The sequence below is a fragment of the Paenibacillus sp. FSL R7-0163 genome (genome assembly GCF_037969975.1).
Classification (GTDB): domain Bacteria; phylum Bacillota; class Bacilli; order Paenibacillales; family Paenibacillaceae; genus Paenibacillus_AQ; species Paenibacillus_AQ odorifer.
In genome coordinates this window covers 4440866-4461658 of the sequence record NZ_CP150224.1, presented here as the reverse complement: position 1 = coordinate 4461658, position 20793 = coordinate 4440866, and the positions used below count along the sequence as shown (strand labels likewise).

The 20793-nt window shown below is 46.0% G+C and carries 22 protein-coding genes and 1 riboswitch; of the genes, 19 read left to right on the top strand and 3 right to left on the bottom strand.

From position 1 onward, the window contains the following. Positions 1–184: 184 nt before the first annotated feature. The gene (locus NST45_RS19750; RefSeq protein ID WP_076141196.1) at positions 185–3016 is read left to right on the top strand and encodes a glycoside hydrolase family 3 protein; all 2832 of its coding nucleotides are present in this window, start codon (positions 185–187) and stop codon (positions 3014–3016) included. Positions 3017–3146: 130 nt separating this feature from the next. Here the strand turns inward: NST45_RS19750 and NST45_RS19745 are convergent, their stop codons facing one another. Together NST45_RS19745 and NST45_RS19740 are read right to left on the bottom strand one after the other, a co-directional pair. Further along, complete coding sequence (locus tag NST45_RS19745; protein ID WP_076141197.1) at positions 3147–3485, bottom strand: hypothetical protein; 339 nt, start codon at positions 3483–3485, stop codon at positions 3147–3149. Between the two features lie 28 nt (positions 3486–3513). Further along, a complete protein-coding gene (locus tag NST45_RS19740) occupies positions 3514–4452 on the bottom strand; it encodes an MBL fold metallo-hydrolase (RefSeq protein ID WP_076141198.1) in 939 nt (312 codons plus the stop codon). 148 nt (positions 4453–4600) lie between these two features. Then, a riboswitch (guanidine-I (ykkC/yxkD leader) is annotated at positions 4601–4708 on the top strand. A gap of 84 nt (positions 4709–4792) precedes the next feature. Here NST45_RS19740 and NST45_RS19735 point away from each other — a divergent pair. From NST45_RS19735 to NST45_RS19725, 3 genes are all read left to right on the top strand, one after another. Beyond that, positions 4793–5155: a multidrug efflux SMR transporter gene (locus NST45_RS19735; RefSeq protein ID WP_076141199.1), complete on the top strand. Its 363-nt coding sequence runs from the start codon at positions 4793–4795 to the stop codon at positions 5153–5155. Next, on the top strand, positions 5156–5470 hold the full coding sequence (locus NST45_RS19730) for a multidrug efflux SMR transporter (protein ID WP_076125196.1): 315 nt from the start codon (positions 5156–5158) through the stop codon (positions 5468–5470). It abuts the gene before it with no gap. A gap of 135 nt (positions 5471–5605) precedes the next feature. Next, positions 5606–6505: an aldo/keto reductase gene (locus NST45_RS19725; protein WP_076098851.1), complete on the top strand. Its 900-nt coding sequence runs from the start codon at positions 5606–5608 to the stop codon at positions 6503–6505. Positions 6506–7189: 684 nt separating this feature from the next. Here NST45_RS19725 and NST45_RS19720 read toward each other — a convergent pair. Further along, complete coding sequence (locus NST45_RS19720) at positions 7190–8263, bottom strand: M42 family metallopeptidase (RefSeq protein ID WP_076141200.1); 1074 nt, start codon at positions 8261–8263, stop codon at positions 7190–7192. 247 nt (positions 8264–8510) lie between these two features. Here NST45_RS19720 and NST45_RS19715 point away from each other — a divergent pair, with 247 nt between their 5' ends. The 15 genes from NST45_RS19715 to NST45_RS19645 all read left to right on the top strand — a co-directional run bounded on the left by NST45_RS19715 (position 8511) and on the right by NST45_RS19645 (position 20754). Then, positions 8511–8687 (top strand): hypothetical protein, encoded by a 177-nt coding sequence (locus NST45_RS19715; RefSeq protein ID WP_155288103.1) that lies wholly within the window; start codon positions 8511–8513, stop codon positions 8685–8687. Positions 8688–8826: 139 nt separating this feature from the next. Then, positions 8827–9330 carry a stage V sporulation protein AC gene (gene spoVAC / locus NST45_RS19710; RefSeq protein WP_036675716.1) on the top strand — a complete coding sequence of 168 codons (504 nt, stop codon included), beginning with the start codon at positions 8827–8829 and terminating at the stop codon, positions 9328–9330. Further along, the gene (spoVAD, locus tag NST45_RS19705) at positions 9327–10358 is read left to right on the top strand and encodes a stage V sporulation protein AD (RefSeq protein ID WP_036675714.1); all 1032 of its coding nucleotides are present in this window, start codon (positions 9327–9329) and stop codon (positions 10356–10358) included. The genes spoVAC and spoVAD overlap by 4 nt, the downstream gene beginning before the upstream one ends. Positions 10359–10360: 2 nt before the next feature. Then, positions 10361–10711 carry a stage V sporulation protein AE gene (gene spoVAE, locus NST45_RS19700; protein ID WP_036675923.1) on the top strand — a complete coding sequence of 117 codons (351 nt, stop codon included), beginning with the start codon at positions 10361–10363 and terminating at the stop codon, positions 10709–10711. 155 nt (positions 10712–10866) lie between these two features. Then, complete coding sequence (locus NST45_RS19695; protein ID WP_036675712.1) at positions 10867–11823, top strand: MoxR family ATPase; 957 nt, start codon at positions 10867–10869, stop codon at positions 11821–11823. Between the two features lies 1 nt (position 11824). Continuing rightward, positions 11825–13069 carry a DUF58 domain-containing protein gene (locus NST45_RS19690; protein ID WP_076317308.1) on the top strand — a complete coding sequence of 415 codons (1245 nt, stop codon included), beginning with the start codon at positions 11825–11827 and terminating at the stop codon, positions 13067–13069. Between the two features lies 1 nt (position 13070). Beyond that, positions 13071–15311: a transglutaminase domain-containing protein gene (locus NST45_RS19685; protein WP_076141202.1), complete on the top strand. Its 2241-nt coding sequence runs from the start codon at positions 13071–13073 to the stop codon at positions 15309–15311. Between the two features lie 87 nt (positions 15312–15398). Further along, positions 15399–15920, top strand: coding sequence for a YqeG family HAD IIIA-type phosphatase (locus NST45_RS19680; RefSeq protein WP_076213420.1), 522 nt, complete (start codon positions 15399–15401; stop codon positions 15918–15920). Between the two features lie 2 nt (positions 15921–15922). Continuing rightward, the gene (gene yqeH, locus NST45_RS19675; protein ID WP_326047456.1) at positions 15923–17050 is read left to right on the top strand and encodes a ribosome biogenesis GTPase YqeH; all 1128 of its coding nucleotides are present in this window, start codon (positions 15923–15925) and stop codon (positions 17048–17050) included. A 17-nt stretch (positions 17051–17067) separates the two neighbouring features. Continuing rightward, positions 17068–17940, top strand: a complete 873-nt coding sequence (gene aroE, locus NST45_RS19670; RefSeq protein WP_076297819.1) for a shikimate dehydrogenase — start codon at positions 17068–17070, stop codon at positions 17938–17940. Positions 17941–18007: 67 nt separating this feature from the next. Next, positions 18008–18301 (top strand): ribosome assembly RNA-binding protein YhbY, encoded by a 294-nt coding sequence (gene yhbY / locus NST45_RS19665; RefSeq protein ID WP_036675703.1) that lies wholly within the window; start codon positions 18008–18010, stop codon positions 18299–18301. A gap of 36 nt (positions 18302–18337) precedes the next feature. After that, on the top strand, positions 18338–18940 hold the full coding sequence (locus NST45_RS19660; protein WP_036675702.1) for a nicotinate-nucleotide adenylyltransferase: 603 nt from the start codon (positions 18338–18340) through the stop codon (positions 18938–18940). After that, positions 18912–19490 (top strand): bis(5'-nucleosyl)-tetraphosphatase (symmetrical) YqeK, encoded by a 579-nt coding sequence (yqeK, locus tag NST45_RS19655; RefSeq protein WP_036675700.1) that lies wholly within the window; start codon positions 18912–18914, stop codon positions 19488–19490. Before NST45_RS19660 ends, yqeK begins: the two co-directional genes overlap by 29 nt. Beyond that, a complete protein-coding gene (gene rsfS / locus NST45_RS19650; protein WP_036675699.1) occupies positions 19487–19834 on the top strand; it encodes a ribosome silencing factor in 348 nt (115 codons plus the stop codon). Before yqeK ends, rsfS begins: the two co-directional genes overlap by 4 nt. Then, complete coding sequence (locus NST45_RS19645; protein ID WP_036675697.1) at positions 19831–20754, top strand: S1-like domain-containing RNA-binding protein; 924 nt, start codon at positions 19831–19833, stop codon at positions 20752–20754. Before rsfS ends, NST45_RS19645 begins: the two co-directional genes overlap by 4 nt. The last annotated feature ends 39 nt before the right edge of the window (positions 20755–20793 follow it).

The following is a 20793-nucleotide window of genomic DNA, read 5'->3' as shown; positions in this document are numbered from 1 at the left end:
TACGTACTCACATCATCCCCCTAAATCTCTAATTATGACCTGATTTCTATTTAGATTGTTAAGGTGTTGCGGAGGAGGGGAATCTTCTATGATTAGATGGATAGGACGTATAGGAGTTTTTTTGAAGGATTGTCCTCGGGAATGAATGAAACCGCTATCAACAAGAGACGAAGGAGCGATTTTGATGGGAACAGATATAGCTAAATATCCATTTCAACAGATTGATTTACCTTTAAATGAGCGAGTGCAGGATCTGATCTCCAGACTAACACTTGATGAAAAAGTAAGCCTGATGCCTCAGTATCAAGCTGCCATAGAGCGTTTGGGTGTTGGGGCCTACAAGCATGGTACGGAAGCGGCGCACGGGATTTCTTGGCTTGGAAAAGCGACTTCTTTTCCTCAGCCGAGCGGACTGGCTTGTACTTGGAATCCAGAGCTGCTGAAGGAAATTGGTTCGGCCATCGGAGATGAAGCTAGAGCCTTTTATAAAAAGAATCCAACGGTGAACGGTCTGACGTTATGGGCGCCAACGGTGGATATGGAACGTGATCCACGTTGGGGAAGAACTGAGGAAGCTTACGGTGAAGATCCAGAGTTGACCGGCCGACTCAGCACATCACTAGTGCAGGGAATCCAAGGTGATCACCCGGTCTATTTGAAAGCGGTAGCAACGCTGAAGCATTTCCTCGGCAACAATAATGAGATTGAACGCGGGAACTGCTCCGCGAGCATCGATCCGAGAAATATGCGGGAGTATTATCTGGAAGCGTTTAAGCCTGCTTTTCAAGAAGGTGGCGCACAGTCCATGATGACCGCTTATAACTCGGTGAATGGCGTGCCTGTTATTCTTCATCCGGCAGTAATGGATGTGGTTAAAGGCGAATGGGAAATGGATGGCTTTATTGTAAGCGATGCCGGCGATCTTTTTGGGATCGTGAAGGACCACAAGTATTATGAATCTTTTGCACAATCGATGGCTGAATCTATCAAAAATGGAATTGACAGCGTAACAGAAGAAACCGCAGAGACAATCAAGGTTCTTCACGAAGCGCTAGACCAAGGCCTCTTAGCAGAGGAAGATTTGGATCGTGCGCTTGCCAACACTTTCAGAGTTCGTTTCCGTCTGGGAGAGTTCGATCCGGCTGAGGGGAACCCATACGATGCAATCGACGATTCCGTTATTCTTAGCAAAAAACATACCGCACTCTCCTTGGAAGCTGCGAAACAATCTATAGTATTGTTGAAGAATGAACAAGGCACATTGCCATTGAACAAAAGCAGTCTGAGCAAATTGGCGATTATTGGTCCGCTTGGTGATGAAGCCTTTAGAGATTGGTATTCTGGCACATTACCTTATGGAGTGACTCCTTTGCAGGGTGTTAGCAAAAAGCTGCCTGGTAAACACGTTACTTTTGAGAGTGGCGCAGATCAGATCATTCTTACTTCAGCTGCAAACGGCCAAGCTATCGGAATCACAGGTGAGGACGGAAGACTGGCTGTACAGCATGACATAGCAGAGCACGGAGAATTGTTCCAACATACAGCTTGGGGCTGGACTAGCAATACTCTGAAGGCGACAAGTCGCGGTCAGTATGTAACTTTAAGCGAAGCAGAGACTCTCACAGCATCTGCTGATGAAATTTACGGCTGGTTTGTAAAAGAATCGATTAACATCGTTCCGGAAAGCGAAGATACGGTATCTTTGCGGACCTGGAATGATAAAATGATCTCGGTGAATCCGGAAGATGGAACGCTACAGATGGCAGATCAGGATGCTAATGCGGAAGCACGTCTTTTCAAAAAGAACATCGTAACTAACGGCATAGAGGCTGCAGTAGAAGCTGCCAAGGCTGCGGAAATCGCTGTGGTTTTTGTGGGCAACCATCCACTCCTTAACGGAAAAGAAGAAATCGACAGACCGGATATTGTGCTTCCAGAGGAGCAAGAGCGACTGGTCAAGGCTGTCTATGAAGCGAACCCGAATACAGTTGTAGTCATTGTCGGCAGTTACCCGATAACTTCCACTTGGATTGACGAGAACATCCCGGCTGTATTGTATACCTCCCACAGTGGACAAGAGCTGGGCAATGCGGTGGCAGAAGTTCTTTTCGGCGATTACAGTCCTTCCGGTAAGCTGAACATGACTTGGTTCCGTTCTGTAGAACAGCTGCCTGAGCTGATGGATTATGATATTATCAAAGGCAAAAGAACATATATGTACTTTGACGGAGAGCCACTGTATGCGTTTGGACACGGCTTAAGTTATGCCCAAGTTTCCTACAGCAACCTAAGCCTAAGTGCTAAGGAGCTGCAAGCGGATGACACGTTTAAAATTTCCATTCAAGTAGAGAATACAGGCGTTGTTGATGGGGACGAAGTGGTGCAGCTATATGTGCAAGCTCTGAATTCCCGGGTGAAACGTCCGATTAAACAGTTGAAGGGTTTTGAAAAAGTAAACCTAACCGCAGGTCAATCGCAAACCATAGAGTTTACGTTGCCGGTTGCCGAGCTGGCATTCTGGGATGTTACCCGTGAGCAATATTGCGTGGAAAATGGAGAGTACATGGTTCTGATCGGCCGTTCATCTGCTGATATCCAATTATCCGCTCAACTATCAGTTCAAGGGGACGTTATTCCGTCGCGTAATCTGTATATCAATACCAAAGCAGAGAATTACGATGACTACGAAGGCGTATATCTGGACGAGTGCAAAGCAGGCGATGCATCCATACATCCGGTAAAAGATGGCGCTTGGATTGCTTTTAAAGATGTATTGTTCGAGCAAGGGGCAGGTGCTTTTGAAGCCTTGGTATCCTCTGCAAAAGGAGGCACCCTTGAGATCAGAACGGGCAGCCCAGCAGGGAAGCTGGTTGGATCTGTGACTGTACCGTCGGGTGGCGTGTTGCAGCAGTGGAACACACTTACTGGTGAAGTGTCCGTGGAATCTGAAACTACCGATGTTTATCTCATCTTTAATGGTGAGGTACTGCTTAGCCGTTTTCAATTTAATCAATAAGATAAGCTAGAGCGCTCCGTGCCGAAAAGTTATTAAGCCAAACTCAAGCTAAAATTCTCAGTATCATAAATGAGCATTAAAAAAAGGGCATTCCTGAAGGATCAGGGATGTCCTTTTCGTTTCTTTTCAATTAATCACAACCGCCCCCGCCAGCATCTCCACCCCCACCGAAGTCTCCACCGCCACTATGTCCGCCGTCTCCACCCCAGCTATGCCCCCCGCTGTCAGGTCCAGAATGGTGATGCGAGTGATCTCCGTGGTGATTATGGTGGTGGTTAGAATGATTAGAGTGGTTAGAGTGGTTTGGATCCAGCAGATCCGGATGACTGGCAGCCATAAAAGACATGTTGGCGGCATCATTTTGCCTATTTCTATCAAAGGTACTTTTGTTTGAGCTCGAGCCATTACGTATTACGGCTTGTATAATAATAAATACAGCAAAACCTACAAATAGTATCCCAAAAACCATAACGAACCGCTCCTTTCAACTCCAAAAATTAGTTACTAGCTGCTTTCGTCAAAAACTCAAGATTTCTGTAAAAAATACTCCCATAATTCCAGCCCAGATAAGGCTCGGGAATTTCTATATGGTTCACATTCACATTCATGTCTTCGCGTATCAATGATTCGCTAATATGGATTATATCATTTATATACCGTTTTATTTGCTGTAGATAATGTTTTTGAGTAACGGGCCCATGACCGGGAACAATTATGTTCACATCTAAGCGCTCGACATAAGTAAGTGCCTCCAACCAGGATAAGGGATTACCGTCTACTACTAATGGATGATTATCAACTGCGACAATATCTCCAACAAAAGCTAAAGAATCGGATGGAGAAAATAGAATAGAATCGCATTCCGTATGGGCAGTACCCACCGATAGGAGTTCAACGGTCCTTGCCGAGCCATGTATAGTCATTTTGCGGTCATAAGTTAGTTGGGGAAGGGTTACTTCAAGCGTTAGTATAGACTCTTTGATTTCTTGTAAATAACCTATTTGCGAAAGGAGCTCTCGTTGTTTGGAATCGTTCAGTTCGAGCTCGAGAGATGTATTAAGCTTCGTAAGATCTTCTTCAAGATTAGGAAGCAGTTTCTTCATTCGGGCAAGCCAGTCTGGTTGAGTTTTTATCATGAGCTCTCTAGTTCTACTGGAGGATATGATTACTTCATCCGAGAAGAATTGGTTCCCTCTAACGTGGTCTCCATGCCAATGGCTGTTGACGATGTATTTGATAGGTTTATTAAAATAATACAGAGCGGCATCCCTAAGATCTTTGCCAGCTTGTGGAGTGTTGAATGTATCAAAGATTAATGTGTAATCACCCATATCTATCAAACCGGCATTACTCATGGCTCCGCCTTGCTCCTTCGCTTCAAGGCAATAAATGCCTTCCACTAGAGGGACGCAGTTAAAATGTCTGGAAAGAAACATGAATTACCCTCTTTTCCTAGATAATCGAATGAAATTTATATCTATTTTATAATTTTATGGAATTTTATACTATGATTTAATTACGCTCGGAATAGAAAAGGTTGCTTTTATACGCCCGATTTGCTACCATACGATGTAACTTAATCATTTATTTGTTTTCTAGGGTTCCGCAGCGGGTGCACAGCTGGTCTGGTCCGAGGGAAAACGCACGAACATTAAGTTTGTGTCTACACGGAGGGATAAAAGCCCGGGAGGTATCGCCATTTGGCGATGACCTTCCGGGCTTATTTGTTTGTCCGTGGGCAATCATAAGTTATGGAGAATTGAAGGAGGGCTTGAAATGAAAAAGAATTCAGAGTGGCTGAAGGTGGTTGGCGCTGCGATTTTCGAAGTCATGTGGGTCATAGGTTTAAAGCATGCTTCAAGCGTGTGGGAGTGGCTGATCACAGTTGTAGCCATAATCATAAGTTTCTATGTCATTATTTCAGCAAGCAGTAAATTACCGGTGGGTACCGTATATTCTGTATTTGTTGGGCTGGGGACGGCAGGAACAGTCATTGCGGACATGGTTTTATTCGGTGAACCCTTCAAGCTAATGAAGCTGGTACTGGTGGTTATTTTGCTGGCAGGAGTTATAGGTCTGAAAATGGTAACTAACGAAACTAAAGGTATCAAAGAAACTGAAATAAAGGGGGAGTCTTAAATGGCATGGGCATTTTTGGTTGTTGCTGGATTGTTTGAAATGTTCGGAGTGGCTATGATCAACAGGTTGAATAAATACCGGAATCTGCAGTCGTTTTTGCTGCTCTTCCTTGGTTTTGGAGGAAGTTTTCTTTTTCTATCATTTGCAATGAAAAGTTTGCCTATGGGCACAGCTTATGCGGTATGGACGGGGATCGGTGCATCCGGTGGAGCAATTTTGGGGATGCTTTTATATGGGGAGGCCAAAGACTGGCGGCGGGTTATCTGTATTTTTATGATACTGGGAGCCGCAGTGGGGCTGAAGTTGATAGCGTAGTTAGCAACCAATTTGTTGCTTTTTCTCTCCTAAAGGAAAGATAAGTTATAAATTAGACACGATTCAGATGTTTCGAAAGGGTCATAAAGGTCGTATAAAGTAAGTATACAATTTATCGGTAAGGAGATTTTTACAATGACTAAGGATTCAATCGAGCATTTGGCTGAAATTGTGAAAGTGAACCGAGCTAACCGCATGCTGCTTCCAGACGGTACCTCTGTGCCTAGAATAGGACAGGGAACTTGGAATATGGGTGATGATGCTTCCCGTAGAGAGGAAGAAATTGCTGCTCTTAGATTAGGCGTGGAATTAGGCATGGATTTGATAGATACGGCGGAGATGTATGGGGAAGGAAACTCAGAGCTTTTAGTAGGTGATGCTATTAAAGGTATTCGGGATGACGTTTTCCTGGTATCCAAAGTATACCCACATAATGCCGGCAACGAGAATCTTATTCGCAGCTGTGAAGAAAGCTTGCAACGACTGAATACGGATCATCTGGATCTCTATTTACTGCACTGGCGGGGAGATATTCCGCTTGAAGTGACTGTGGAAGGCATGGAGAAACTGGTCTCTCAAGGTAAAATAGCAAGATGGGGTGTATCGAACCTCGATGTTGACGATATGAAAGAGCTGCTTAGTATAGCTGGGGGAACTCACTGTGCTATGAATCAGGTGCTGTATCATTTAGGGTCGAGAGGCATCGAAGCTGAATTGCTGCCATGGCAGAAAAGTCACCGCATGCCCGTAATGGCGTACTCTCCGCTTGCACAAGCAGGCGCGCTCCGCAAAGGGGTTATCGAAAGTGAGGCGGTTCAGGAAATTGCCCGTGTTCATAACGCAACCCCACTACAAATTATGTTAGCTTGGACGATCCGCGAGGAGGACATCATTACGATTCCAAAAGCTTCTTCACGTGAGCATGTAATTGAGAATGCTGCTGCAGGTTTAATTACGCTGAGTGAAGAAGAAAGATGGAAGCTGGATGAGGCTTTCCCGATACCTTCGTGGAAAGTGCCGCTGGATATGAGTTGATATAGCTGTCTGAGAATTGTCAAAGAGCTCGCCGTTGAGGCGGGCTTTTTTTATATGAAAAGAGATAGGGGGAGTCTCTATAGGACACAGATGATCTTAAACGCAGAATTATGCCACTTTTGGAGGAATATCGGACACCATAGTCGCTATTAGCATAAATGACACCGATTATGAGCCCATTTCTCTGGAATAGTGTCTCTGAGGTCCGCAACTTTACTCAAAAGGCTCTAAATTAGCAAATAGCGTCATCTGAGTCCGAAGCAATATGGGGGGCGTAAATAATAAACAACGTGTCGCCGTAAGCAAGCAACTTGAGAGCGTAAGCAATAAACAATGTGTCGCCGTAAGCAAGCAACTTGAGAGCGTAAGCAATAAACCACGTGTCGCCGTAAGCAAGCAACTTGGGGAGCGTAAACAATAAACAACGTGTCGCCGTAAGCAAGCAACTTGGGAGCGTAAACAATAAACAACGTGGGTTCGTAAGCATCATGGGTCCGTCGTAGTACCTATAGCGGGATCAGCGAGCAATGGGATTGATAAGCATAAGCACAATTGGTTTTTAAAAGTAATATCGGGGTTTGTAAACACCACTGGGGCGCAAGTGACACAGGTCCGTAAGCCACGACCCCAAAAAAAAAGCAGCAATCCTTCAAAAAGGATTGCTGCTCTTTTAAAAATAAGAACCTAACTGTTCTCGATAATCGTTTGCAGTGTAGTGCGGTCGAGGCCTTCTACGAGTTTAACTAACAGCTCTTTAGCAGCTTCGTAGTCATCGCTATGAATAACTGATGAAGCGGTATGAATGTAGCGGGAGCATATTCCGATGACTGCGGAAGGAACGCCGATTCCACTTACATGAACCTGACCTGCATCTGTTCCACCTTGGGAGACAAAATACTGGTATTTGATCTTGTGAGTATCCGCTGTGTCTTGTACATATTCGATCAGGCCGCGATGTGTAACCATCGTTGGATCAAAAATGCGCAGGAGAGCGCCTTTACCCAAATGGCCAAAGGCTTGGCTATCACCGGTCATATCAGCAGCAGCGCTCGCATCCAAGCCAAAGAAGATGTCTGGGGACAGAAGATTAGCGGCTGTACGTGCTCCACGAAGTCCAACTTCCTCTTGTACGGTAGCTCCAGCATAAACAGTATTAGGCAGCTTTTTGCCGTGTAATGATTTAACCAGCTCAATGGCGAGACCTACGCCGTAACGGTTATCCCACGCTTTAGCCATGATTTTTTTAGGGTTGGCAAGCGGGGTGAACGGACAGATGGGCAGTACTTGTTGACCTGGTCTGACGCCAAAGCTTTCTGCCTCTTCACGGCTGTCTGCACCGATATCAATATACATTTTGCTGATTTCGCCCGTCTTGCCGCGTTCTTCAGCACTTAGTAGATGGATAGGGGTGCTGCCAACAACACCAGTCAATGTGCCTTTTGGTGTAATGATTTGGAGACGCTGGGAAGCAACAGCAGAAGCAAGCCAGCCGCCTAGCGGTTGAAAACGAATCATCCCGGTGTTAGTAATTCCGGTGACCATAAAGCCCACTTCGTCAAAATGTCCAGCGACCATAATTTTTGGCCCGTTTTCCTCACCGCGCAATACGCCGAACAGACTTCCGAGACGATCCTGCACGAACTCTTCGGTATAAGGTGTCATAGAATCCTTGACGTAAGCGCGGAGTTCGCGCTCAAAGCCCGGGGCTGCAGGGAATTCGGTAAGTGTTTTGAATAGATTCAATGTTTCTTGATTCATTTGAAATCACTCCTTTATTAAAATATAAGGACGTATAAGCTTTGCGTTATACATCATCCTTATAGTTCTACGAGAAACGGTTGCCATCCAAAATGGACGACAACGTTATTTCTTCCTGCCACTTAGTATGAACATTGTGAGCTCACTTGTCCATGCTAAAGAGACAAATGAACACCCGGTGAACGCTCCGCGAATACAATGCAATAGGGGCTCTGGTGGCAGGAGCTTTAGAAAGGATGCGAAGGAAATGAGGGTAGCAGGTAGTGTACCCAAAAGAAGGGTGCAGGGAGGATACTCCAAAAGAAACCTAAAGGTTAGCGGAGCGCGCAGACGTTACTGGCGCCACAACTCTCTGGAAAAGGAAGCGGTGCTTATTCTTGTGCTGTTCCTGCTGCTGATAGTTGTGTTACTGTATTTTTCCTGAATTGGAGGGACATAACGAAGCGGGGTATGGCAAACAATAAGGAAAACTTCTAAGCGAAGAAACAACTTGAGGGGCTCAAAGTGAGTACTACTATGATGCTTGTCAGCCCCCTTCGCCTAACTTTCAGGAGGTGCTCTCAATGCCGGCGAAAACGAAAAAATCGGGTGTCAAGCTGAAGCTTGATACCCTGACCCCGCAAGATTACGAGAAATTGTCCAAGCCCTTTGTACCCGCTAGGCCCGTATTCAAAAACTGTGTGCGAGCATTTCTTGCTGGCGGCCTAATCTGTGTAATTGGACAAGGGATTCAGGAGGCTTATATGGCCATATTCGATATGACCTCCAAAGAAGCTGCAAGTCCAACTGTAGCGACGATGATTCTACTCTCTGTAATTCTGACCAGCTTTGGCGTTTATGACAAAATGGCCCAATGGGCCGGTGCAGGAACTGCGGTTCCGGTTACTGGTTTTGCGAACAGTATGTGTTCAGCAGCTCTGGAACACCGTGCGGAAGGACTTGTGCTCGGTGTGGGTGGCAATATGTTCAAGCTGGCGGGTTCAGTCATCGTATTTGGTGCTGTCGCTGCTTTCATAATTGGTATCGTCTATCTCTTTTTAGGCGTAGGTGGAGGTGCACATACATGAAACAGCTTGGCAGTCAGACTTGGGAGTTCACGAGCCGTCCCGTTATTTTAGGCTCTTCCGCTGTAGTGGGGCCTGAAGAGGGAGAGGGTCCATTAACGTCAGATTTTGATTTTATATTTGACTCCCTGGAAATGGGAGAAAAAACATGGGAAAAGGCCGAGCGGGCTCTTTTCGAAAAAGCTTCCCTACTGGCACTGATTAATGCAAACCTCGATAAGGAGAAGCTGGAGTTTTTTGTTGGCGGAGATTTGATGAACCAGATTATCAGCAGCTCCTTCGCGGCAAGAAAATTAGGTGTGCCTTATCTTGGAGTCTTTGGTGCTTGCTCCACTTCCATGGAGAGCCTGGCGATTGCCTCTATGATCGTTGATTCCGGAGGGAGCAAATACGTGCTCGCGGGAACATCCAGCCATAACTGTACGGTGGAAAAGCAATTCCGTTATCCTACCGAATACGGTTCACAGAAGCCGCCAACAGCGCAATATACGGTCACAGGCTCGGGCTGTGCTGTAGTAGGTCAGAATGATGGGACTGGCAACAATCCGGTAGTGGTCTCGGCTACCCTTGGACGAATAATGGATCTCGGTTTGACAGATCCTTTTAATATGGGAACAGCGATGGCACCGGCGGCAGCGGATACGATTACTGCGCATTTTCGGGATACCGGACTATCCCCCGGGCATTATGACTTAATTGTAACAGGCGATCTTGCATCTGTAGGCTTGCCCATTGCGAAAACCTTATTAGCTAAAGAAGGGATTCCAATGGAGCAAACAACCTTTGATGATTGCGGTTTGCTTATCTACGATTTGGAGAAACAGAAGTATGTGATCGCCGGAGGAAGTGGTTGTGGATGTTCCGCGGTAGTGACTTATGGTCATATACTCAAGCGTATTAAAAAAGGTGAGCTTAAACGGGTGCTGATTGTGGCAACTGGAGCCTTATTATCCCCATTGTCATACCAGCAGGGAGAGAGCATTCCGTGTGTGGCTCATGCTGTTGCTATAGAAAGTGGAGGTGGAGTTTAATGATGATTTACTTATGGGCTTTTCTGATCGGAGGAGCCATTTGCGTTATAGGCCAGCTGATGTTTGATGTATTGAAGCTGACACCTGCACATACGATGAGTACATTAGTTGTAGCCGGAGCGATTGCTGATGCTTTTGGCATCTACGATCCACTTGTGAAATTTGCGGGTGCAGGCGCAACCATTCCAATCACAAGCTTCGGTAACTCTTTGGTCCATGGGGCATTGACAGAGCTGGAACGGGATGGCTGGATCGGTGTAGTTACAGGGATTTTTGATATCACGAGCGCAGGGATTTCGTCAGCGATTGTGTTCTCTTTCCTGGCTGCATTGGTTGTCCGGCCTAAAGGATAATGGGATTCTAGCGCTTTAGATTAGAACCTGCGGGACATTGTGTCCTGCGGGTTTTTGGTTTGTTTACACTTCGTAAGCTTCAACAATGTACTTTGGGTCCCCTAATCATGTAAAATATAAATATTACTGCTTATTCTGACCTAGGAGGATCATATATGCCCGTTCGTCAAGAATCAATGCACATCATGAATGCTGTCCGTAATAATCTAGAATCCTGCATACTTGGAAAATCATTTGAAATACAATTGCTGCTAACAGCGCTGCTTGCCGGTGGTCATGTTCTGATCGAGGATGTACCGGGAACAGGAAAGACCCAGCTTATTCGCGCACTTTCCAGATCAATGTCCGGGGAGTATCGCCGGATACAATGTAATCCGGATATTCTTCCGAGTGATATTACCGGTGTATCTGTGTATCATCCGAGGGACGAGATGTTTCATTTCCGCCCAGGTCCGGTGATGACGAATATCCTGCTGGCTGATGAAATTAACCGAGCCACGACAAAGACACAATCCGCCCTTCTGGAAGTGATGGAGGAACGTAATGTAACCGTAGATGGGGAGACCTATCCGCTTCCGCATCCATTTATGTTGTGCGCCACCCAGAATCCGATAGATTTTGAGGGAACCTACACGCTGCCGGAAGCTCAGTTGGATCGTTTTATGCTAAGAATTAGTCTTGGTTATCCTGATGCAGCAACCGAAAAAAATCTATTGTTGAGCCATCAAGAAGGTCAACCAGTGGACAGGCTTACAGCTGTCACTAGTATGGAGCAGATCGCTAGTATTCAAGAGGAGATTCGTGAGATTTATATGAGTGATCCTGTACTGAATTACTTGTTAGATATTGTACGCCAGACAAGAGAGCATCCGCTTGTATTGCTAGGTGCAAGTCCACGTGCTTCGTTATCGTTTATGCTGGCTTGTAAAGCTTATGCTTTCCTACAGGGAAGGGATTATGTTCTTCCGGATGACGTAAAGGTGCTTACTCCATTTGCCTTGGGTCATCGTATATTGCTGCGTCCAGAGTCGCGGCTAGATAATATTAGCGTAGATTCGCTGCTTCAAAAGCTTCTGCAGAGCATTCATGTGCCTGTTACGATGAGGCAATAATATGAGACGTTATTTGTCTACGGTGGCAGCTCACATTCAGCCTACCAAATTCGCCAGCATCCTTGTAATTTGGAGTATTACGCTCTTATATGTACTATTTCAGGGCGGTAAAACTGCATTTATGTTGTTTATTATGGTCTCTGTACTTATTGCATATCTGATTGCTGGAGGTTTAGGAGGCGTTCGGCGGGCTAAGGGTGTTCGCAGTTTTTATGCCGAACAGGATAAGGGAGATTTGCTCTCTGCCGGTGGGTATCTTCGTGTAGGTCTGAAGGTCACAATCCCGGGAATTTTGCCTTTACCTTATGTGGTTGTAAGGGAAGTTCTGAAACGGCATAATGGCGAATCATGGGTATTTGAGGAAAGCCTGATTCCCAGCCTCAGAGGGCATGGGGAACTGCGGTTTCAGACACCGGTTCTGGAACGGGGCACTTATACATTTTCAGATACGGATATCATCAGCCAAGATATTTTTGGCCTTGTCGAGCATAAAGGTACTTTTCTGGCTGAAGGACAGTTTCAGGTGTTGCCTCGTGCAATCTATGTTCCGCGCTGGCAGTTATATGAAAGAAAATCCCGTCTTTCTGGACCACAGACCTCTGTTGTTCAATCACGTCGTGAGACCACCCAAATTAACGGTGTACGCGACTACGTATACGGCGACCGCCTAACACGCATACATTGGAATGCAACGGCAAAGACAGGCTCGTGGAAGTCCAAAGAGTTCGAGCATGAGTCGATTCCCAAAACCATTCTAGTTCTGGACGGCTCTGCTTCTGCTTATATGAATTCGAATCAATTTGAACTCGCAGTCTCTGTAGCAGCTTCACTTCTTGGATTCGGTATTCGAGAGCGGATAGGGATCGGTCTTTGCTGCTTGGATAAGACCACGAAGGTATTTGCACCAGTTGAAGGTGCTGCTGAACGTCAGAAAATGATTCAATATTTGATCGATCTTAACGCCGAAGGGCATGGTCCACTCATTTCCCGTTTGGAAAAAGGATATCGTATGTTCCCTAAAGGCTCATACTTCGTGCTAATTAGTCCTCAAAGTGGCCAACCTGTACTGGATGCATTACGTTGGGCTGACAGCAGAGGGATGACTCCGTCTCACATTCATATAGGGAATTTATCAGAAACGAACAGCAGCACAGATTGGACAGACGTTCTAAGATCTCGGGGGATTACAGGCTACAGCATTAATTCACTGCAAGAGCTTCCCATAGTATTAGGAGGGGAAGTCTGATATGAAAAACTGGTGGAATCAGATGAAATTCTCATGGCATCGTTCTTTAGGTCTATTGTGGCTTTTGATTATAGCCCACCAGTGGGTCTCTTATACGGAGCCTATCTGGTTAAGACAGACAACTGCTGTTGTGTGGGCTGCATTAATAACGATCACTGTTATGGAAATCATAATTCCTGTTAAAGTTCAAATAAGGCTCTTTATTGAAGCGGCAGCTATTATTTATATCGTTTATCGTATACTTATCAATTATGGTATATACGTCGCTGATCCTTGGGCAACAACCCTCCCGGACAGACTGCAGGATATTGCAGTTCATATGGTGCCCTATATCTGGTTTGCTCTCGGGGCCTCAGCCCTGCTGCTGTTGTCGTCTTGGTGGGCATCCTCAAAAAGACGTATTTTATGGTTTATAGGAATGAACATAGTGGCTTTTGCTGCCTTGGATTCCTTTACATCTATCGTTTTGTGGCAGGAAGTAGCCTGGACGGTATTTGCGGGGATGGGCTGGCTGGTCAGCCATCATCTGAGAAGCTTCCAGCTACATTATCCGCGTGGTTGGGTGCATCTGCTGAAATATCCCACGAAAATTGTCATTAATATTGCCATCGTCTTCTCTTTGGTCATCCTAATTGGAGTGAATATGCCTGGGGTAAGGCCTACCCTAACCGATCCTTATACCGCTTGGCAAGAATGGAATGGGATTGGGAAGTCTTCTGGGAAGGGCACAGTTGGGACCACGAAATCTGAGATGGGTTCTGTCTCCCCTACTAACAATACTTCGTCAGGTTACAGTCTGAATGATGATCAACTAGGCGGCGGCTTTACCTTCGATTATACACCGGTGATGACAGTGGTTTCTGATTTGCGTATTTATATGCGGGGAGAAACGCGCAGATTATATTCCGGAAGAGGCTGGGTCGATAGAGATCGGTTAAATCGGGGACCTCTAGAAGCGGTGGATGTAGGTGAATCTTTAGAGAGCAGTGTGGGTTCTAAAGTGAATACACGAACACTGAAACAAACAGTAACCGTGCTTAATAATAATGAATTTCCTGTGCTGTTTGGCACTTATTCAGTATCTTCGGTGGATTCTTTAAATGGGGAAAAAGCTGGAAATGGACTCTCCTGGAGAAGCCGGGACAGCGAGCTGATCTGGGATGTGGATGGGAAGAAACTCGCTTATCCGTCTACCTTTGAGGTGACGTCTGAGGTTCCTGTAATTCCTGTTCAAGAATTGACAACAAAGACGTATGAGGAGCTATATAAAGGGAACGATTTGGAGAAAATGTTTCTTCAACTGCCTAACGATTTTCCTAAAAGAGTCAGGGAGCTGGCTGAGGAAATCACGGCTGAAGGAAAAACGCCGTATGAAAAAACAGCGCTTTTGCAACAATACTTACAACAAACCTTTCCATATACCAATAATCCAGATATATCACGTGTCACAAGCAACGATTTTGTAGAAGGGTTTTTGTTTGAGTTAAAGGAAGGTTACTGTGATTATTATTCTACGGCACTGGTTACTATGGCGCGCTCTCTGAACATCCCTGCACGATGGGTTAAGGGGTACGCACCTGGGGAACAGCCAGAAATCCCAATGAATCCGGCACAACAGCAATCAGGCACAGTGAATAATAATTATACAATTACCAATGCGGATTCCCACTCTTGGGCTGAGGTTTACTTTGGTGATTATGGTTGGATTCCAGTTGAAGCTACACCTGGATTTAATATTCCGCTTTTAACTCAGAATGAGCAAACCCCTGAAGTCGAGTCAGAAGATCAAGAAGAACAGGCAGAACCTACACCAGCGCCTGTGAATAACGCACAAGAAGATCAAGGGTTTCATGTAGGTCTTTGGGTTGTTGTGGCAGCTGTAGCGGTGTTGCTGTCCTGGACGATTTTTATAGTTTGGCATAGACGCTTTAAGCTTCGCTTCTTCATGCAGCAGCTGCGCAATGGCCGGCCTTTAACGCCAGATCAGAAAGTAGTGGCGGAAACTGAGCGTTGGGTAAGGTATTTGCACCGCAAGGGAATGCTAAAAGAAGAGCACGAAACTTTGCGTGAAGCCGTAGATCGCTGGAGTGGAGAACGTCCGGCAGTGGCTGATCATCTATCCTCACTACTAGCAATGTTCGAAAAGGCGAAATATAGCCCTGAGGTTATTGAAGACAAAGACTGGCAGAGCGTGTATACTGAAGCTTTGTGGGTGCGGAGAAAAATGAGATCCAAGAAATAACACTTTGCGTGAAAGTATAGCTACAGATTTATTTGCGATGCGCAAGGAGTATGTTATAGTTTTTTGTATGAAATCGAGGTGAACGTATTGTTTGAAATGTTAGTTCCCAAACTCCGGGTGAATACGGTATTCGATATTGCTCTGGACGAGCTGTATAGACAGGGATATCGCGGAATCATCACGGATCTGGATAACACACTGGTCGGTGCCAAAGCGCCTGTGGCTACTCCGGAGCTGTTGTTATGGTTCGAAAAGGTGAAGGAACTGGGCTTTAAGCTCATCATCGTATCTAACAATAACATGGAACGGGTGTCACGCTTTGCAACACCGCTTAATATTGAATTTGTGCACCAGGCTCGTAAACCGAGTAATGCTCCTTTTCTCAAAGCGATGAAGCAGATGGAGCTGCCACCTGAACAAACGATTGTGGTGGGAGATCAAATGCTTACAGATGTATACGGCGGCAATCGCCTTGGCCTGTATACTGTTTTGGTACTGCCAATCTCCGTCAAGGATGAGGGGTTCGGCACAAGGTTTAATCGCCGGGTAGAGCGGGTTGCTCTGACACGGCTTCGCAAAAAAGGATTGTGGCACGAGGAGGAAAAATAGTAATGAACGAACAAAGCGAAACACGGCGTCCTGAGAAGTGCAGCGGTTGCGGCATCAAGCTTCAGACGGAGCATAAGGATCAACCAGGATACCTTCCGGAGGTTGCACTTGAACGGGACCCGGTGATTTGCCAACGCTGTTTCCGGATTAAAAATTATAATGAGGCTTCATCTGTTTCGGTGAATCAGGATGAATTTCTTCGCCTGCTGAGTGGAGTAGGAGAGAAGAATGCGCTTGTTATTCATATTGTCGATATCTTCGATTTTGAAGGCAGTCTGATTTCCGGCCTGCAGCGCTTTGTTGGCAATAACCCTGTTATTCTTGCAGTGAATAAATGTGACTTGCTGCCGAAAGTTACAAACTGGAACAAGTTGCGTAACTGGATGCAGCAGCGCTGTAAAGAGGAAGGCTTGCGGACGGCTGAAATCGTACTTTGCAGTGCGAAACGCAATCAAGGTTTTGACCGTTTGCTGGAAGCCGTAACGGAGTTGCGCGGCCAACGTGACGTATATGTCGTGGGTGCTACCAATGTGGGCAAATCCACACTTATTAATCGTCTGATTTCGGACTATAGCGATTTGGAGCAGGAGTTAACGACTTCACGTTACCCTGGCACAACACTCGATACGGTCAAAATTCCATTGGATGACGGCCACTACATTATAGATACTCCAGGGATTGTGTATCCTTGGCGTTATAGTGAATTAGTAGAGCGTCAGGATCTGGATGCAGTTATGCCTGCCAATCCTTTGAAGCCAACAGTCTATCAGTTGAACGAAGGACAGACTCTATTCTTCGGTGGACTGGGACGTTTTGATTTCGTACAAGGCCCGCATCAATCCTTCACTTGCTTTATAAGTGGTACTTTAAAAATCCATCGCACGAAGCTGGAACGCGCAGATTCCCTCTATCAGGATCATCGCGGTGAAATGCTGTCTCCACCGGGAAGTGACCGGATGGACAAGCTGCCACCTTGGCAGCGGCATGAGTTCCGGATTAATCGGGGCAGCCGAACCGATCTGTACATTTCGGGTCTGGGCTGGATTAAGGTTAATGGAACTGAAGGTGCAGTTGTGGCCATTCACGTTCCGCGTGGGGTGAAGGTGCTTACCCGCCCTTCGATGATTTAACGAGGGAGGATAATCTATTGTCTACAACAGCAGTCGAAGGCTACAATAGCGGTAATATTCTACTCGGTGTAATGGGAGATCCTATTATACAATCCAAATCTCCAATTATGCATGAAGCAGCGCTGCGAGCGCTGGGAATTCCGGGTGCTTATGTACCGCTTCATATCCACCCGGAGAAGCTGGGCGATGCGGTGCAAGCGATCCGTACGCTTGGTTTCCGTGGAGTGAATGTGACGATTCCGCATAAGGTTGCGGTGATGGAGTATTTGGATGTATTAGATGAGAGTGCAGTAGCCGTTGGTGCAGTCAATACGATTGTTAATGATAACGGAGTGCTCACCGGATATAATACGGATGGAATCGGTTATGTGCGTTCGCTCAAAGCGGAAGCTATTTCTGATTTGTCTGGTGCGAAGATTATGGTTATCGGGGCCGGTGGAGCAGCAAGAGGAATTGTTGCCGCACTACTTCAAGAGAAACCTTCTTCAATCATTATTGCTAATCGCAGCGCTGAGAAGGCAGAGGACTTGGCGACACAGTGCCGGAGCAAAGGGAATGTCATCGGGATTAGCATGAACGAAGTAGCAGAAATGCTAAGTGGTGTAGACGTGTTGATCAATACTACCTCCGTAGGTATGTATCCTCATATGGATGAGACACCGATAGATCCTGGACTGCTTCGTGAAGGAATGGTCGTAAGCGATCTGATTTATAATCCGCTGCGCACGCGGCTATTGTTGGAAGGACTCGAACGGGGCTGCATGATTCATGGAGGCCTTGGTATGTTTGTCTATCAGGGAGCTTATGCTCTGGAGTATTGGACAGGGCAGCCTGCTCCTACGGAAATCATGCGGCAGACCATTCTGGATTGTTTGGGTGGAAATGAGTAAGAAATGGATTCATTAAGTTAGGGTAATAATAGGTAATAATATATGTTAATTAAGGAGTTATTCATTTATGTTAACTGGTAAACAAACACGGTATCTTCGTTCATTGGCGCACCATCTCGATCCTATTTTTCAAGTGGGCAAAGGTGGAGTAAACGATCACCTCGTACGCCATATTGAAGAAGCTATTGAGAAGCGCGAGCTTATGAAGATTAGTATACTGAGCAATAATATTGAGAATCCCAAGGAAATCGGTGCTGCTCTGGCTGAACAATCGGGTTCTGAGCTTGTGCAAGTGATCGGTAAGACTGTCGTTCTATACAAAGAATCACGTGATAACAAAACCATTGAGCTGCCGCGTTAATAGCTGTAAGTATACCTTACCGAGGAGGTCGTCCTCTTGAAAGTTGGAATTATGGGAGGTACCTTTGATCCTCTTCATATCGGTCATATGATGGCAGCGGAAGCCGCAAGAGATACTTATGGTCTGCAAGAGGTATGGTTTATGCCTTCACATATCCCGCCTCATAAACATGAGGCAGGTGTATCTGGAGAAGACCGGCTAGCAATGGTGCAGGAAGCGGTGAAGAATCACGAAGCTTTTTGCACATTAGATTGGGAAGTTGTCAGAGGTGGCGTCTCCTATACCTATGAGACCATAAGACGTCTGCAAGAGGAGTATCCGCATTTCGATCTTTATTTCATCATTGGAGCGGATATGGTCCAGTATTTGCCGAAATGGAACGAGATTGAAGAACTGGTGCAGCGGCTTACATTTATTGGTGTGGGTCGTCCGGGAACACCTCTTGATCTAGATGCATTGCCAGACTTTATAGCAAAAAAGGTATTGCTTGCAGATATGCCACTGGTTGATATTTCGTCAACGATGTTAAGAGAACGGGCGGCAGCAGGTAAATCTATTCGTTATATGGTTCCAGAGGCAGTGTTCGATTATGTTCAAAGGAGTGGATTGTATGGCATACGGCCGCGAAGCGCTGATTGAGGCGGTCTCCACACAGATGCCTGATAAGCGCTGGAAGCATACACTCGGCGTGATGGAGACATCTATTCAACTGGCGAAGCAATATGGTGCTGACCCTGAACGTGCAGAGACAGCAGCGATTCTGCATGATGTGGCCAAGTATTGGCCGGTTGAGCGAATGAAGGAGATCATTGAACAAAATCAATTGAATTTGGATCTTCTGGTGTATGACAAGCAGATGTGGCATTCGGAAGTAGGCGCCTTTGTAGCTGAGAAAGACTATGGGATTACGGATCCTGATATTATCAATGCGATTCGTTTCCATACCTCAGGCCGTGAAGACATGAGTTTACTTGAAAAAATCGTCTGCCTAGCTGACTACATCGAGCCTGGGCGTGATTTTCCCGGGGTTGATAAGATACGCGAGAAGGCACAAGTAAGTTTGGAAGAAGGATTAGTCGCTGGGTTCGATTCTACGATTAGTTTGTTACTGGAGAAACGCCGGGTGATTTTCCCCTTAACGGTACTGGCGCGTAATGATTTAGTTAGAATATTGGAGGATAAAATATGAGTGTACAACCAAGCAAGCTGTTAGAACTGGCCCTTAAGGCTGTTGAAGATAAAAAAGCAATGAACGTCGTGGCACTAGATCTACGTAATGTTTCACCAATCAGTGATTACTTTATCGTATGTCACGGTAACTCGGATATTCAGGTACAGGCGATCGCTACCGAAGTCCGTAAAGTAGTTCATGAAGCAGGCGGAGTCATCAAAGGGATTGAAGGCATGGATTCAGCACGCTGGGTGCTGATGGATCTTGGCGATGTTATCGTTCATATATTCCACCGCGATGAGCGTGAATATTACAATATCGAGCGTCTGTGGTCCGATGCCAAGGTTGTGGAGACTGTATGAGCCTGATTGCAGGAACTACGGTTACACTTCATGTAGAGCGGGAAGTTTCCCCATACGGATTCTTTTTAAATGCTGGAGACCAAGATGTTATGCTGCATTATACGGAGCTGACAGAGAAGGTAAAAGCCGGTGATAAAGTTGAAGTTTTCATTTTCTTTGATACCGAGGACCGTCTTGCGGCAACGATGAAAAAACCATTTTTGACGCTGGGCGAGATGGCGTTATTGGAAGTGGCTGATATTCATCCGCGTCTGGGCTGCTTTTTGGAGATGGGTCTTGGACGTCAGCTGCTGCTGCCTATCCGTGAGCTTCCAGAGCTTCCAGAGCTGCGTCCGCAGGTTGGAGACTATGTGTTTGCGATCATGGAGCATGATAAACAGGGGCGTCTGCGTGCCAAGCTGGCCGGAGAACAGGAGCTTGCTCCACTAGCTCTGCCTGCACCTGAATCTTGGATGGGACAGACTGTAACAGCCCGAGTGTATAAGCCGCTGCAAATGGGTACTTTTGTACTTGTGGATGCGGGTGTTCTAGGCTTTGGGATTATCGGTATGGTCCATTCATCTGAGCGGAGCCGTCTGCTGCGTCTTGGTGAGCAGTTTGAAGCACGTGTCTCTCATATCCGTGAGGATGGACGTGTTAACCTTTCTATGGGTCTCCGTAAAGAAGTGGGGATGGATGTAGATTCTGCCGCACTTTTGGAGTTCTTAAATGCTCGTCCAGGTGGAGCGATGCCTTATTCGGATGCTACGCCGCCAGATATTATCAAACAACGGTTCGGAATCAGTAAATCCGCCTTCAAGCGTGCACTTGGGAAGCTGATGAAGGAAGGCCATATTACTCAAAAAGAGAATTGGACTTATCTTGTTGCTAAAGATAATGAAGAAGGAACAACCGAAGGGCAAGAAGAAACGACGGATTAAGCTTACGATTCAATAGACGTAATTTATAAAATGTTGTTA

Coding starts and splice junctions, on each gene's coding strand:
- spoVAD (WP_036675714.1), top strand. CDS start 9,327: ATGAAACAGCTTGGCAGTCAGACTTGGGAGTTCACGAGCCGTCCCGTT.
- spoVAE (WP_036675923.1), top strand. CDS start 10,361: ATGATTTACTTATGGGCTTTTCTGATCGGAGGAGCCATTTGCGTTATA.
- NST45_RS19720 (WP_076141200.1), bottom strand. CDS start 8,263: ATGAATCAAGAAACATTGAATCTATTCAAAACACTTACCGAATTCCCT.
- NST45_RS19685 (WP_076141202.1), top strand. CDS start 13,071: ATGAAAAACTGGTGGAATCAGATGAAATTCTCATGGCATCGTTCTTTA.
- spoVAC (WP_036675716.1), top strand. CDS start 8,827: ATGCCGGCGAAAACGAAAAAATCGGGTGTCAAGCTGAAGCTTGATACC.
- NST45_RS19750 (WP_076141196.1), top strand. CDS start 185: ATGGGAACAGATATAGCTAAATATCCATTTCAACAGATTGATTTACCT.
- NST45_RS19730 (WP_076125196.1), top strand. CDS start 5,156: ATGGCATGGGCATTTTTGGTTGTTGCTGGATTGTTTGAAATGTTCGGA.
- yqeH (WP_326047456.1), top strand. CDS start 15,923: ATGAACGAACAAAGCGAAACACGGCGTCCTGAGAAGTGCAGCGGTTGC.
- yhbY (WP_036675703.1), top strand. CDS start 18,008: ATGTTAACTGGTAAACAAACACGGTATCTTCGTTCATTGGCGCACCAT.
- NST45_RS19715 (WP_155288103.1), top strand. CDS start 8,511: ATGAGGGTAGCAGGTAGTGTACCCAAAAGAAGGGTGCAGGGAGGATAC.
- NST45_RS19690 (WP_076317308.1), top strand. CDS start 11,825: ATGAGACGTTATTTGTCTACGGTGGCAGCTCACATTCAGCCTACCAAA.
- NST45_RS19725 (WP_076098851.1), top strand. CDS start 5,606: ATGACTAAGGATTCAATCGAGCATTTGGCTGAAATTGTGAAAGTGAAC.
- NST45_RS19695 (WP_036675712.1), top strand. CDS start 10,867: ATGCCCGTTCGTCAAGAATCAATGCACATCATGAATGCTGTCCGTAAT.
- yqeK (WP_036675700.1), top strand. CDS start 18,912: ATGGCATACGGCCGCGAAGCGCTGATTGAGGCGGTCTCCACACAGATG.
- NST45_RS19735 (WP_076141199.1), top strand. CDS start 4,793: ATGAAAAAGAATTCAGAGTGGCTGAAGGTGGTTGGCGCTGCGATTTTC.
- rsfS (WP_036675699.1), top strand. CDS start 19,487: ATGAGTGTACAACCAAGCAAGCTGTTAGAACTGGCCCTTAAGGCTGTT.
- NST45_RS19740 (WP_076141198.1), bottom strand. CDS start 4,452: ATGTTTCTTTCCAGACATTTTAACTGCGTCCCTCTAGTGGAAGGCATT.
- NST45_RS19645 (WP_036675697.1), top strand. CDS start 19,831: ATGAGCCTGATTGCAGGAACTACGGTTACACTTCATGTAGAGCGGGAA.
- NST45_RS19745 (WP_076141197.1), bottom strand. CDS start 3,485: ATGGTTTTTGGGATACTATTTGTAGGTTTTGCTGTATTTATTATTATA.